A 13,558-nucleotide genomic window follows, 5' to 3' on the forward strand; every position below is an offset into this window, starting at 1 on the left:
AAGGCAGGAAGGTTAGTTTAATAGGAAGACAAATCCGTCAGACAAGACAAAAGGACAATCAATTATGTTACGCAGCATGCACGACTTAGAGAGATACACCATTGCCGCCACCGATGGCAATGTGGGCGAAGTGACAGATTTCTTGTTTGATGATGAGGAATGGGTTGTACGTTATTTCGTGGTTGAAACTGGCAGCTGGCTATCGAGTCGCAAGGTATTGATCTCCCCTATCGGCATAGAAAAAGCCAACTGGCGAGAACGAGTTTTCCCCGTATCCATCACCAAAGAACAAGTGAAAAACAGCCCGAAAATTGATACTGACCAACCCGTTTCCCGTCAACACGAGATCGATCATCTAGGCTACTACGGTTATCCCTATTATTGGGGCGGCACTGGCTTCTGGGGCGGCGGCATGTATCCATATTCATTGTATCCAGGCTTTGGCCATTACCCAGACTCTAAAGAAGAATCAGACAATGCAACGCTTGCTCATGAAAAAGCCAAACGCGAATTACATCAAAACGATGATCCAAACCTACGCAGTTGCAAAGCCATCATTGGTTACAAAATCCACGCTATCGACGGTGAAATGGGGCATGTTTCTGGGCTTCTAATTGAAGACAATACCATGGCGGTTCGCTACTTCATGGTCGATACCACTAATTGGTTTGGCGGTCACAAAGTGCTTATCTCGCCAGAGTGGATAGAAGACATGGATTGGACCGATAATTCAGTCACCATCAACTTAACTCGCCATCAAATAAAAGAAGCACCCGAGTACCACACCACCAAAAACCTAAACCGAGAACATGAGCTAGCGGTTTACGATCATTATGGTTTAACTGGCTACTGGGCGAGAGGCGAAAAAGCCAATCTAGTAAAGCAAGATTAACCCTTAAAAAAACCTATTATCTAAGCTCTAAAAAATGGACTGTACAATGCAGTCCATTTCATCATTTCAAGTAATACTAAAGCAATAACGCATCTATAAAATCTAGGTTTTTATCTCGCTCAATCCTTTAACGAAAACACACAAAATTGTTACATTGAGTAGCCATTATTTGCTCGTAGACTGACTTTAACTATGGTTAATTAGTACGCGCAGAAAACACGCAAAAACGATAAAAAAGAGAGGTTTCAACGAAATGTCAATGGAATTACTAAGTGTCGTAATCTACGCTCTGCTCATATTTATAATGGTGCTTTTACAGTCAACTTATATGGCCAAAACAGCTGGTTTAGTGTTTAGCTTTGGCAACAGAGAAAAAGCGCAGCCCAGTAAAAAACCTTTGGGTAATCGTATCGATAGAACGCTAGAAAATTTAAAGGAAGGCGGCATCATGTATGTACCGCTGGCAGTTTTAGCTGTCAGTACCGATGTATCCAATCCTTGGACGTATTATGCAGCGCTGGCCACAATCATCTCACGAGTTCTGTATGTACCAGTCTATATTTTCGGTGTGCGGATTGTCCGTTCTCTCGTCTTTGCACCTAGTTTAATCGCTATTCCGGTTATGGCTTATGGTGTTATGTCAGGCCTTGCTGGTGGCATCTAACCGTCAAAATCATTAACAATATTGATAGTTTAAAAACAATTAAAAATGGACTGCACCTCGCAGTCCATTTTTTTATCGGCTATTTAATTTGTTAAACCGCAACGTCAAAAGCAATACCGACCAGTGCCGTCGTCGCCATGGCTAACGCGCCCCAAAAACCGACCCGTACTATACCAGTGAGCATTTTCGCACCACTCAAATAAGATGAAATCGCCCCTAAAATAGCGAGAAACACCAAAGACAACACAGCGGTAACAACGGACAAATTTGCTTCATCATGATAAAAATACGCCGTCATCAAGGGCAATGCCGCACCCAAAGTAAAACTCAACGCTGAAGAAAAAGCCGCCGTTATAGGTTGCGCTGCTGATAAGTCAGAAATCCCGATTTCATCTCGAGAATGCGCCGCCAGCGCATCGTGCGCCATCAGTTGCCGTGCCACAGTGACGGACAGTTCTGGCTCCACACCTCGCTTTTGATAGATATCAGCTAACTCTATCACCTCTTCCTCGTAATTCTGTTCAAGTGACTTTTTTTCATCCTGCAAATCAGACTTTTCCGTATCAGCCTGAGAGCTCACCGATACATATTCCCCCGCCGCCATAGAAATAGCACCAGCCACTAAACCTGCCGTGCCTGCAACCATGATCGCCGTGTGTCCAGAATTGGCCGACGCCACACCGATAATCAAACTTGCCGTGGAAACAATACCGTCATTCGCACCTAAAACAGCAGCTCTTAACCAACCCACTCGATGTTGGCGATGATGTTCCTGATGAGACCCTGCGGCTTGATTAGATCCAGTAACTTGATTAGACATAGAAACGTTATTCCTCTGACTATGTGTCTGCTATTTATCCCAATGGTAGGCTATTCGACTTAATAAGAAATTTAAGTGAAAACATCCACAACTCATCATAGATCGCGTGTTTTTCAATTCTGGCGCGCACTCAAAGTTCACCCTTTGAAGACTAGATAGACTGGAAATAATGATTAATAGAACAAACAGGCAGGATAAAACGAATGACAAAATGTATCGGTGCGCTGACGCACCCAGTGCTTACTTTTGATATTCAGTTTCATCATCAAGCCACAGTTGGCGACAAGCATGAATACCGATTCACAAAATCATTGAGCATCGTTTCTTTGCATCGCATTTGTTTCAAAATTTCAGGATTGAGTTCGGCCACAACGACACCGGGCTCACTTTCATGAGCTTCTACAATCAGATTACCGTAAGGCCCCCAAATCGCACTAGCACCGCAAGCGGCCCATCCCCCCGTGGTACCTACATGATTCGACATCAGAACATACATCGTATTGTCGAGCGCCCGGGCCGGCATCCAGATCCGAGATTCATGATAACCGTTCCCCTGACTGAACAAGGCACTCACCAGATAAGCATGGCAGCCGTCGACCGCCGCGGATCGCGCATGTTCTGCAAATCCTGAGTCATAACAAATGGCAAGCCCCAGTTTCCACCCGTCAATATGCAGAACGCCAGCTTCACTGCCCGGAGTAAAGAAATCCGCTTCGCTACTGAAAAGCGCACGCTTATGGTAGTCCATGATGCGCTCCCCCTGCTCATTGAAACACACCGAACTAATGTAGAACCGATCCGCTTGCCATGTCGCCGCACCGACGATCGCCGTCACACCGGACTCGCGACAAGCAGCGGCGATGGGGTCAAGCCGTTCATCATGCGGACTGATTGCATATGCTTCAGGATTTGATTTGATCAGATCCGGCTCGTAACCGCTGAGAAATTTTTCCGGCAGCAGGACGACTCTGGCCTCTTGTTCCGCAGCTTGCCGGATCAACGCGACGGACTGACGGACATTGGCACGAATATCCCCGGCGTATGGCTGCGCCTGTGCAACAGCCACACGCAATGTTTTGTCAGGATATGGTCTCAATTGACTTTCCATATTTGCATTCCTTTGAAAAGAGCTGACTCGCAACGTGTCGGCTGATCGTAAATCAAAATGTCACGAACTAAAACATGCACTTGACTAAAACAATGTGTACTTGACTAATTCAGCGACCTTTTCAGGTTGTGTCCGCATGAAATAGTGCTCGCCTTCATTCAGTTCGATCAAATGAATGTCCGTTGTCACACGCGTCCAGTGCTTATACCGTTCAGTATAGCCTTCCGCCGCCGGATCATCCTTCGCAATCACCAAAGATGTCGGAACATTGATCAGTAGTTGCTCATGTTACAGCGGCTCCTAACCAATCCACTCGATGATGTTCCTGATGAGACCCTGTGGCTTGATTAGAGCAAACGCTATTCATCTGTTAAGAGATTGAAATAAAAACGAAATGAAACGCTTAACTATTACCTCCCAACCATCCCTTACGCTTGAAGAAAAGCAGCATGCCAAGCGTCAACAAGATAAAAAACACCCACAGCGCCGGATACGCCCAGTGTTTACCTAACTCTGGCATATACTCAAAGTTCATCCCGTAAATACTAGAAATAAAAGTCAATGGAATAAATACCGAAGACATAATGGTCAGCACCTTCATGATTTCGTTCATGCGATTGGACACCGCTGACATATAAAGATCTGTCAGACCACTAACCATCTCGCGATAAGATTCAATAATCTCAACAATCTGAATAGTGTGTTCGTACACATCTCGTAGATAAGGCTTAGTGGCCTCACCCATACGACCGTCTTCCTCGCGATAAAGATGATCAATCACCTCACGTATTGGCCAGACAATCCGCCGCAACAACGACAACTCGCGTTTTACCGCATGAATACGATGTAATATCGCCGGAGTGGGCTTTTCTAACGTAGTTATTTCAAGTTCTTCGAGGATATCGCCATATTCTTCCAACACCGGAAAGCAATGATCGACCATGGCATCTAACAAAGCATAAAGCAGATAACCAGTGCCATTTTTGCGGATACGCGCATTTTCTTTCAGCAATAGCTCACGAATTGGCTGCCAGACATCGCCTGGCTTTTCTTGAAAAGTAATTAGCACCTTGTCATACAGAAACAAACTCACCTGTTCTGCGTCCAGTACACTGCCAGCGGAAGGATTGTCCGATTCTTGTTTATTAAGTTGCAACATTCGCAACACGACAAACAAATGGTCATCAAAAAATTCAACCCGAGGACGTTGCGGAATGTGCATCACATCTTCCGCCGTTAGGGTATGAAAACCAAAATGCTGACGAAATTGATTGATTACATAAGGATGCGGACGACTGACATTTAGCCAGCGAGTTGTCACCCAATCTGGTATTGGCTTAGCAAAATAGTCGGCAAGATCCGTCACATAACCAGTTTCACATTTAGTCGCCGAATAATCGATGTAACTGATGATAACCGTGCCAGCTTCCGGTGGATCAGACACATCAGCCAGATGCTCAATTCCGGGCATTTCACCGGGCGTTACTTGGCGATAAGGCATATTTTGCCAAGCACCAGAACCCAATAAAGACACATTATCATTGGTTTCATTAATGGCTTGATCCACTGAGACATCGGTATCTTTCGTCATTCTTCACCCTTATCATTTTGACTTTTAATGGCTTACTTCGTAAGAGTTTCGAAGCCTGCAATAAAGAGATCAAAAGAATATACAGGCAGGATAGGACGAATGGCAAAACCTATCGGTGCGCTGACTAACAAACGCCCAAAAGAGAGATTTGCATTCCCGCCGCTACACCCGTAGTGTGGTGATTAGAAACAAACAGCGTGGTGATTAGAAACAAGCCAGACCTTTAATTTAACTAAAGAGGAAGCACGACAAATGGAAACTAACAATACTCACAAGCACAGCCAAAGCATCGCCAACTTTGCAGCGATTAAAACCGCCATCGCTAACAATGAAGAAGCACTACTAAAAGAATTAATCGCAGACCAAGCAATGCAAGAACTCGAAAAAAGCTACCTAATCGATCTAGCCGGGCTCAGCAACGATCCTGCGATCTTGAAAATAATCAAAGACATTCCAGTAGAAAAATAGGTCACAAAAAGTCGATTGAGCCTATTCTGTCATCAGTCGTGGCCCAGTGCCTTTCTCACCTAATTCATCAGATGGGTTAAGAAGCCAACACCTTTCAAGGGACAGACAACCACAGCCAATACAATCGGCCATCATGTTTTTCAATTCCGTTAATTGAGTAATCTTCCTATCAAGCTCGCTTTGCCATCGGGAACCCAACGCTTCCCAATCTTCTAGGGTGACGCGGGTTCGGTTTGGTAATCCTTCAAACTCCAACAAAATGTCTTCCAAAGAAAATCCCGTCCGCTGAGCCACCTGAATCAAAGAGACAATCCGAATGACATGTTTTGGGTATTGCCTATGGTTGGATGTATTTCTTTGGCTTTTTATCAAGCCTTTTCTTTCATAGAAATGCAAAGCTGACACAGATACGCCAGTCCTTTCACTTAGCATACCCACAGAAATCCACTCAGAAATAATTTTTTTTTGCATTTGATGCTTGACCTCAACTTAAGTTAAGGTTGCAGAATAGCTGCAAATCCAAGATTGCTCAAGCTCAGTACTTAATAAAACAGCTAGAAAATACTTGAAAGAATACTATCTATATCTAGGAAGAAAGCCTTAATGAAAACCAATCTATTAGAACCCAGAGCACTTTGCCTGCTGTTAATTTCCACGTTAACGGTTATGTCTAATGTCACCATTGCCCCAGCGCTACCCGGTTTGGCTAACGAGTTTTCGGGAACCCCTTCAGCCGATTTCTTAGTAAAGATGCTGTTACCGATCCCAGCTTTATTTGTGGTGATTTTCGCGCCAGCATTAGGCTGGACAGCCGATAAGTTCGGTCGCAGAAATCAAATCATCATTGCCACCATCGTCTTTTCCATAGCTGGTGCCGCTGGTGCACAACTACAAGGATTAGAAGCCATTATCATTAGTAGAGCGATCTTGGGTATTTGTGTCGCAGGACTGATGACCGCCGTAACGGCGCTAATAACCGATTATTATTCTGGACAGAAAAGAAGCCAATTCATGGGTTTGCAACAAGCTTTTTCTAGTATTGGCGGCATCCTATTCATTGTCACAGCTGGCTATTTAGCCAACACTAGCGCACGGCTTCCCTTCTATATTTATGCTGTTGCCATTCTATTCGTACCGCTAATATTTCTGTCTATTTCTGAAACTAAGCAGGCAGTTCAGCCAAGCGATCACCAGCAAGACTATAAAAATACACGTTGGAAACAACCGCTCATTGGCTGCTCAATTCTTATTTTCTGCCACTTTATGGTCTTTTATATCCTTCCAACACAAGTACCGTTTTTTATGGTGGAGATTGGCATAACCGACCCTAGTAAATCAGGCTTAGCGATCGGAATGGGCACCTTAATGGCGGCGATATCGAGTATATTCTTTGGCAAACTGGTTGCCAAAATCCAAAGTTACGGCGTGGCTCTCATAAGCTTCATCGCCATGAGTCTTGGCATGTTCGTGCTATCACAAGCTACTTCGTTCAGCTCTGTTATTCTCGGTTGCGGCCTAATGGGAGTTTGTATGGGATTCGTGATGCCTAATTTCATGACAAAAGGCATGGAACTTGTGCCAAGCAACAAACGCGGACTCGCGTCTGGCGTGCTCACCAGCAGCATTTTCATCGGACAATTTGTTTCCCCGTTTTTTTCCTCAGCTCTTATCGCCAAGCTTGGATACAGTGATTTTTACTTATTAGCAGGGGCTTTCACTTTAGTCCTAGCCCTTGCAGGCACCACTACCCTAAAAAAGCAATCCGCTCTCATCACAAACTTGAAATAACATTAATCGTTGGATATTAAAATGAAAGTACTGACCTTCGGCACAAGCAACAGCAAAAACTCTATCAACAAGCAATTGGCTTTTTATGCCGCGCAGCAAATCAACAACGCAGACGTCTCGCTAATCGACATTAACGATTTTGAAATGCCGATCTACAGCGAGGACAGAGAAAAAGAATCGGGCATTCCACAATTAGCACACGACTTTTATAACGCCATTGGCTCGGCCGATAGCATCGTTATGTCATTCGCTGAATACAACGGCTCTTATACTTCTGCCTATAAAAATCTATTCGATTGGACATCCCGAATAGACATGAAAGTTTTTCAGAATAAACCCGTTCTTATGCTATCCACATCACCCGGCCCCAGTGGAGCACAAAGTGTTTTAGCCGCCGCACAAGCCTCAGCGCCCTACTTTGCCGCAAACGTCATCGGCGCCATATCGCTACCCAGCTTCTACGATAACTTTGATGCGGAGAAAAATGTCGTGACTGATGAGCCATTCAACCAGAGCCTGCTCGCTGCAATCCACAAGCTCTAACTTTGTATAGTTTAAAAAGAATATACGTTTTTATTAGATAACTATCTGCAAGCAGTCACTCTTTCGTAGAGCGACTGCTCATGCGGATCACCTTACCCATGGTTAACCCTTGCACGACAATCGAAAATATGACGATGCAATAAGTCAGCGTTAGTATCAAACTACGAGACTCACTCACTGGTAACGACAGGGCCATCGCCACCGAAATACCACCGCGTAAGCCGCCCCACGTAAGAATAGTGATCGCCCCTTTTGACTGACTTGTCAGCTTACTAAGCGGGCCAATAATGCTTGCTACACAGAACCAACGAGCCGCCAATACAACCAATATCGACAAAGCGCCCGCAAACAACCACTCACTTTCAATGGGTAAAACAAGTAGTTCCAAACCAATTAGGAAAAAAAGCACCACATTGAGAATCTCATCGATCAGCTCCCAAAAGGTATCCACGTGTTCCCGTGTTTTGTCCTTCATAGCGAACAAACGACCATGATTACCAAGAAACAAACCAGCAACCACCACGGCAATAGGCGCAGACAAATGCAAACTATCCGCCAACGCATATAACCCCATTGCAAGAGCCAACGTCAGCAGCACCTCCACTTGGTAGTTATCCACGCGTTTCAGCATGAGATACGTCGTATAACCTGTTATCGATGCCAGCAACAACGCGCCACCCACTTCTTTCAGTAACAAGACACCGATCGCTGTCATGTCGATGGAAGAGGAAGCAGCACTGCCATCAGCCGCTGGCGTATCCAAACCAGACAATTGCAACAATATTAGAAAAACCACCACTCCCAGTCCATCATTGAAGAGCGATTCTCCCGCCATCTGACTTTCGAGCTGCTCAGAGGCGCCCGCCGATTTCATAATGGAAAGCACAGCAATAGGATCCGTCGGCGAGATCAAAGCGCCGAATAAAAGTGCATGCAAAAATGGAATGGTTAAACCAAGCCAACCCAGAAGCAACCAAGTTACCCAGCCGACAATAAAGGTCGACATCAAGGTGCCAACCACAGCAAGCAAAGCAATGGATAACCATTCACGCCCTAAGCTATCCAGCTTGACATGAATGGCTGCCGCAAAGAGCAAAAAGGCCAACATACCGTGCAATACGACTTTATCGAAATCGATGCGCGACACCAATGACGCCGCCTGCTCACGAACTCCCGATGTGTAAGGACCAATAATAATTAGCGTAAGCGACGCTACCAACGCCACCAGCATGACACCAATGGTCGTCGGCAACTTGATATATCGATAATTGAAATAACTGGATACCGCAGCAAGCGTGATCAAAATACTGACCAAGGAAAAGAAACTCATTGGATCTCCTGATGTTTGTTATTGAGTTGAAAAAGTGTCATACCCTTTTCTGACTAAACACTCATAGAGACCTAGCATTATCGACATCTAGCAGGGCTGTTTATACAGCGTGTGAAGCATATTGATCAGCAACAAATGTAATGAATTCTGGAGGATTTATCTGTGCTCTATCGTACAGAGCATGGGATTAACACAAGAGATTGTCTTATCATTCAGACTCATTTTCCTGTTCTAGATGTACTTATTACTCTCGACAACATTCCGGTCAAAAATAGATATGGCTTTCATCTAACCCTAAACTCCTCGACTTGGTTCATGGGCATCATAACGAGGTAAGTTTGCATCCAGATCATCCCAGTTAGCGCTTGATGACACAAAATTATGTGAGAGTGGTCTTTCTTCAATATCAGAATCTAGAATGCCAAGGCGCAATCTTAGACGATCTGGCGATTGTTCGTTGCTGCTAAAAATGGGTGACGCACACACCTTACAAAAATGACGTTTTTTCCCCGGTGAAGTCTCATAAAATGCCATCAGCTCCTTCCCGGTTTTTATCACTAACTCTTTTGTAGCGATAAACCCATTCGTGGCATAAGCAGTGCCACAGCTTTTTCTGCACTTAGAGCAGTGACAATGAATAATGGAATCTATACCACCATGAATTTCTAATGTCACCGACCCACATAAACAACTCCCCTGATACATAAAATTCCTTTTAATCAATTGGCGTAATTTTCAGCTTGCAGCCAAAAACGCCTAACAACTTAGTGATTGTTTCTAGCTTTGGATTTGCATTACTTGAAAGTGATTTATAAAGGCTCGCGCGAGTGACGCCCGCCTCATTAGCTACTTGCGTCATACCTCTTGCTCTTGCAGCAATACCCAGACAATAGATTAAATGCTCAGAGCTACCATCTTCCGCAGCTGTCGATAAAAACGCCCTAATATCTTCGTCCGTTTCGAGGTAGCTTGCCACGTCAAATGCTGTTGTGTTTGTCATGACCTCTCTCCTTTAAAGTAAATCATTAAGCAATATTTTTGCTTTTTTTATATCACGCTGTTGACTAGATTTATCACCACCAGCTAGAAGGATCACAATTTGACCGTCTTTTTCAGTGAAATAAACTCTGTAACCAGGACCAGCGAAAAAACGTAGTTCGCTAAGCTCTTCTGCTATCTCTTTATAATCACCAAAGTATCCTTCACTTTCTATTCGTGCGATTCGGTTCAATATTTGGATTTTTGCTTGAGTGTCTTTTAATTTCCGTAGCCACTTATCAAAAAAATCCGTTTTTTTGATGCTGTACTGCAAAGCATTTCTCCTCTGTTCCGTTTAATTGTATCCTAAAGGAAACATCTTGCAATATTCAATTGCATAAAAACTATTGGTGTCTAGTAAATTCAGGAAGGTCATTAGCAACTGACAGACCTCACCAAACCTTTGGCAATTCTTCCCAATTGGTCGTATAGGCTGGCGATAGGTGTTCTCGTTTCATGGCCCATTGAGGAGAAACACCTTGCGAGGCGAAGAAGACGTTGCCGAGGCCGCTGTGGTTGATTTGATCCACCACGTTCATTAGGGCTTTTGAGTTTATTTTCGTATTATCAGCTCGGAGTAAATCTTGTTGGAAGTTGCCGTGTTCATAAAAATCAGCCAGCATCACGCCAGCTTTCATATAACGAAAACCTTCACGCCAGAGTCGATTAAACAACACGTCGGCGACTTCTAATAAGTCTCGCGTGTCGTCGGTTGGGTTGGGGAGTTCTGCAGACAGAGTTTTCGAATATTGCGGTTCGTTTGGAATAAAGGGACTGGTACGAATAAACACGCTCACCACGCGGCAAAATCGTTTTTCCCCTCGTAGTTTCTCGGCCGCACGAGTTGTGTATTTGGCGATGGCTTCGCGTAGTTCACGCTTATCTGTGATTTTATGACCAAAGGACCGACTGCAAATGATTTGCTGCTTTGTTGGCCTTACCAATTCCAAATCCAAACACGACACACCATTCAACTCTCTAATCGTTCGCTCCAACACCACAGAAAACTCGCTTCGCATCGATTTAGGATCAGCATTCGCGAGATCCAACGCTGTGTTGATTCCCCTCGCCTTTAACTTCGCCGTTGTTCGACGGCCAACACCCCATACGTCACTCACATCCAACAAAGCCAGCAAACGCTTTTGTCGATCCGGGTCCATCAAATCCACCACCGAACCGGTGGCTGGGTATTTCTTCGCCGCATGGTTGGCTAACTTCGCCAGCGTCTTGGTTGGCGCGATACCCACACCTACCGTAATCCCAGTCCATTTATCGACCTTGGCCTTTACTCGTTTACCAAACACCAGTAAATCCGTCACATGATCAACGCCAGTTAAATCCATAAACGCCTCATCGATGGAATACACTTCCAGCCGTGGCGCTTCCCCTTCCAAGATGGTCATCACCCGATTCGACAGATCCGCATACAGGGCATAGTTCGACGAAAAGCAGACAATGCCGTGCTTTCTGATCTCGTCCTGAACCTGAAACATCGGCACGCCCATCTTAATACTCAACGCCTTTACCTCTTTGGAGCGCGCGACAATACAGCCATCATTATATCTGAATGAGCCTAACTGTTAGTAGATCATAACCTATTGAATTATATAGAAAATAACCCACTAACATTTTTCAGGTTTTTTGGCCATTCCTTGTGGATCACACCAGCAATTTATCGGGGCGAACAATGGCCGTCCGACCCAGGTGGTTTGGCGCTAGTGGCGTCCGCAAGAGGCGCGCGCCCAAAAGCTGCCCGCATTGCCAAAAAATCACTTTTGGGTGTGTCCGCCATTTATTAACTTACAAAGTCGTCGACACAACCTGCGATTTGTCACGCCAGACGAAGGCCGGTATTGCGCGGATGTAGATCAGCTCACCAACCAGCTCGACTAGCGTCTGGGTGATCACCGCAGCGGCAGCAAGCCCTCGAATTTCTTCAGGCAGCGCCAGAGCTAACGGGAGAACTACCAAAGAGTTACGCGTTGACGAGCTGAAGGTAACCGCTCTGGCAGTCGTGGAAGGCAGCTTGAAAGCTTTCGAAGCCAGAGCCCCCATCAACGGTGCCAGCAGCATGAAGCCGATGTACACAGGGATCACCGGTGCAAGCTTGTCGATGTCGCGAACGACCGAGGAGATTTGAGAACCGACCACCGCTATCAGAACCGCTGCCATTGCTGGAACGGGCAGCCAGGCCCAGGCGGCGTTCCAACCACCGACGATTTTCGACTTTTTGGCCAGCGCCGCTGTAACCACGGCCAACAACAACGGCGCGACAATCAGCACGAGAAAGGCTTCAACAAAGGGGCCTATCGAGATCACGACGTCGGACTGTCCACCCAACATGAAGGCCAAATACACGGGTAGCAGAACAAGCTGAAGCAGCAGCAGGATTGGTGTCGCCGCAAGGATCCCACGAGAGTCGCCCTTGCCAATATGAGTAAAGACCACCACGTAGTCGATGCAGGGCGTCAGCAGTACCAGGAGAGCACCGACAAGGATCGCTGGGTGATCCGTGAGTCCTCTGGTGAGCCCCCACACCAACAGCGGAATCAATACGAAGTTGGCGATCAGCAGGGCTGACATGAAGCGTTTGTTGCTCAGCCCTTCGCGCAGATCAAGAAAGGGAATTTGTAGGAACATCGCGTACATCAGCACGGCGATAGTCGGAGTCACCAGAGCATTTAACCCCAGAGCGGCCACAGGTGCCATGAGCCCACCGATTGCTGCGGCAATGACCGCGACGAAGTAGATCGGTATCTGGTTCTGTTCAAGTGCATCTCTATCCATAGCGTTCCCCTTGGGTGTAAAAAAGGCCATCAGCCTAAGCAACGGCAGCTCGTCCGTCGAGTGATGTGTGTATTTCGGGTAAGCGGATTAAATGGTTGATCTTACCTTTGCATGAGAGTGAGACAGACCGGCATCTCATCGGATTATCTGGTTGATGCTTCACCTACTGCTGGTGCATGTTTCCTTCGCTAATTCCAGCAAGAACCCCACACGCCTCAACTTCCCGGTCATCGTTGCAACTCGCTCTCAGTGAAACGAGTTGTTTCTCAAGCGCTTGCAGAGCGGTTATCTGCGACCCCACATGAGAGATGTGATCATCGAGCAAGGTGTTGACGGCGGTACAAGGCTGATGAGGGTCGTCCTGATAGCTCTGTAGTTCGTGAATCTCAGCCAGTGACAGGCCCAGGATTCTGCAGCGACGGATGAAGGCCAGCCCCTCACCATGCTTCTTGGTATAGACACGGTAACCGTTGTCCTGCCGATCAGGCGGCGGCAACAAGCCCTGCTGTTCATAGAAGCGGATCGTCTG

Annotated in this window: 15 protein-coding genes and 1 pseudogene; 5 read left to right on the forward strand and 11 right to left on the reverse strand. The window is 45.9% G+C overall.

Annotation, left to right across the window (positions count from 1 at the left end):
• The first annotated feature begins 64 nt into the window (after positions 1 to 64).
• On the forward strand, positions 65 to 892 hold the full coding sequence (locus BUA59_RS08305) for a PRC-barrel domain-containing protein (RefSeq protein ID WP_072839245.1): 828 nt from the start codon (positions 65 to 67) through the stop codon (positions 890 to 892).
• A gap of 259 nt (positions 893 to 1,151) precedes the next feature.
• Complete coding sequence (locus BUA59_RS08310) at positions 1,152 to 1,556, forward strand: MAPEG family protein (protein WP_072839246.1); 405 nt, start codon at positions 1,152 to 1,154, stop codon at positions 1,554 to 1,556.
• 91 nt (positions 1,557 to 1,647) lie between these two features.
• Here BUA59_RS08310 and BUA59_RS08315 read toward each other — a convergent pair whose 3' ends face one another.
• From BUA59_RS08315 to corA, 3 genes are all read right to left on the reverse strand, one after another.
• Positions 1,648 to 2,376: a VIT1/CCC1 transporter family protein gene (locus BUA59_RS08315; RefSeq protein ID WP_072839247.1), complete on the reverse strand. Its 729-nt coding sequence runs from the start codon at positions 2,374 to 2,376 to the stop codon at positions 1,648 to 1,650.
• 265 nt (positions 2,377 to 2,641) lie between these two features.
• The gene (locus BUA59_RS08320) at positions 2,642 to 3,484 is read right to left on the reverse strand and encodes a carbon-nitrogen hydrolase family protein (RefSeq protein WP_072839248.1); all 843 of its coding nucleotides are present in this window, start codon (positions 3,482 to 3,484) and stop codon (positions 2,642 to 2,644) included.
• Positions 3,485 to 3,887: 403 nt separating this feature from the next.
• Positions 3,888 to 5,075, reverse strand: a complete 1,188-nt coding sequence (gene corA / locus BUA59_RS08325) for a magnesium/cobalt transporter CorA (protein ID WP_084122281.1) — start codon at positions 5,073 to 5,075, stop codon at positions 3,888 to 3,890.
• A gap of 252 nt (positions 5,076 to 5,327) precedes the next feature.
• Here corA and BUA59_RS08330 point away from each other — a divergent pair, with 252 nt between their 5' ends.
• The gene (locus tag BUA59_RS08330) at positions 5,328 to 5,543 is read left to right on the forward strand and encodes a hypothetical protein (RefSeq protein ID WP_072839249.1); all 216 of its coding nucleotides are present in this window, start codon (positions 5,328 to 5,330) and stop codon (positions 5,541 to 5,543) included.
• A 21-nt stretch (positions 5,544 to 5,564) separates the two neighbouring features.
• Here the strand turns inward: BUA59_RS08330 and soxR are convergent, their stop codons facing one another.
• On the reverse strand, positions 5,565 to 6,014 hold the full coding sequence (gene soxR / locus BUA59_RS08335) for a redox-sensitive transcriptional activator SoxR (RefSeq protein ID WP_072839250.1): 450 nt from the start codon (positions 6,012 to 6,014) through the stop codon (positions 5,565 to 5,567).
• A 132-nt stretch (positions 6,015 to 6,146) separates the two neighbouring features.
• Here soxR and BUA59_RS08340 point away from each other — a divergent pair, with 132 nt between their 5' ends.
• Positions 6,147 to 7,331: an MFS transporter gene (locus BUA59_RS08340; RefSeq protein WP_072839251.1), complete on the forward strand. Its 1,185-nt coding sequence runs from the start codon at positions 6,147 to 6,149 to the stop codon at positions 7,329 to 7,331.
• Positions 7,332 to 7,352: 21 nt separating this feature from the next.
• Positions 7,353 to 7,874, forward strand: a complete 522-nt coding sequence (locus tag BUA59_RS08345; protein WP_072839252.1) for an NADPH-dependent FMN reductase — start codon at positions 7,353 to 7,355, stop codon at positions 7,872 to 7,874.
• A 55-nt stretch (positions 7,875 to 7,929) separates the two neighbouring features.
• Here the strand turns inward: BUA59_RS08345 and BUA59_RS08350 are convergent, their stop codons facing one another.
• From BUA59_RS08350 to cadR, 7 genes and pseudogenes are all read right to left on the reverse strand, one after another.
• The gene (locus tag BUA59_RS08350; RefSeq protein WP_072839253.1) at positions 7,930 to 9,204 is read right to left on the reverse strand and encodes a cation:proton antiporter; all 1,275 of its coding nucleotides are present in this window, start codon (positions 9,202 to 9,204) and stop codon (positions 7,930 to 7,932) included.
• A 294-nt stretch (positions 9,205 to 9,498) separates the two neighbouring features.
• Positions 9,499 to 9,909, reverse strand: a complete 411-nt coding sequence (locus BUA59_RS08355) for a GFA family protein (protein WP_072839254.1) — start codon at positions 9,907 to 9,909, stop codon at positions 9,499 to 9,501.
• A 10-nt stretch (positions 9,910 to 9,919) separates the two neighbouring features.
• A complete protein-coding gene (locus BUA59_RS08360; protein WP_072839255.1) occupies positions 9,920 to 10,204 on the reverse strand; it encodes an addiction module antidote protein in 285 nt (94 codons plus the stop codon).
• Between the two features lie 12 nt (positions 10,205 to 10,216).
• Entirely contained in the window at positions 10,217 to 10,516 is a 300-nt protein-coding gene (locus BUA59_RS08365) for a type II toxin-antitoxin system RelE/ParE family toxin (RefSeq protein ID WP_072839256.1), read from the reverse strand.
• A gap of 118 nt (positions 10,517 to 10,634) precedes the next feature.
• Positions 10,635 to 11,792: pseudogene (gene umuC / locus BUA59_RS08370) on the reverse strand (translesion error-prone DNA polymerase V subunit UmuC); the annotation flags it as partial.
• A gap of 250 nt (positions 11,793 to 12,042) precedes the next feature.
• Positions 12,043 to 13,029 carry an arsenic resistance protein gene (locus BUA59_RS08375; RefSeq protein WP_072839257.1) on the reverse strand — a complete coding sequence of 329 codons (987 nt, stop codon included), beginning with the start codon at positions 13,027 to 13,029 and terminating at the stop codon, positions 12,043 to 12,045.
• 163 nt (positions 13,030 to 13,192) lie between these two features.
• Positions 13,193 to 13,558: Cd(II)/Pb(II)-responsive transcriptional regulator (cadR, locus tag BUA59_RS08380; RefSeq protein WP_072839258.1), on the reverse strand; the 366-nt coding region annotated here is incomplete at its 5' end.

Origin of the sequence: Marinomonas polaris DSM 16579, from assembly GCF_900129155.1 — a bacterium.
GTDB classification, from domain to species: Bacteria; Pseudomonadota; Gammaproteobacteria; order Pseudomonadales; family Marinomonadaceae; genus Marinomonas; species Marinomonas polaris.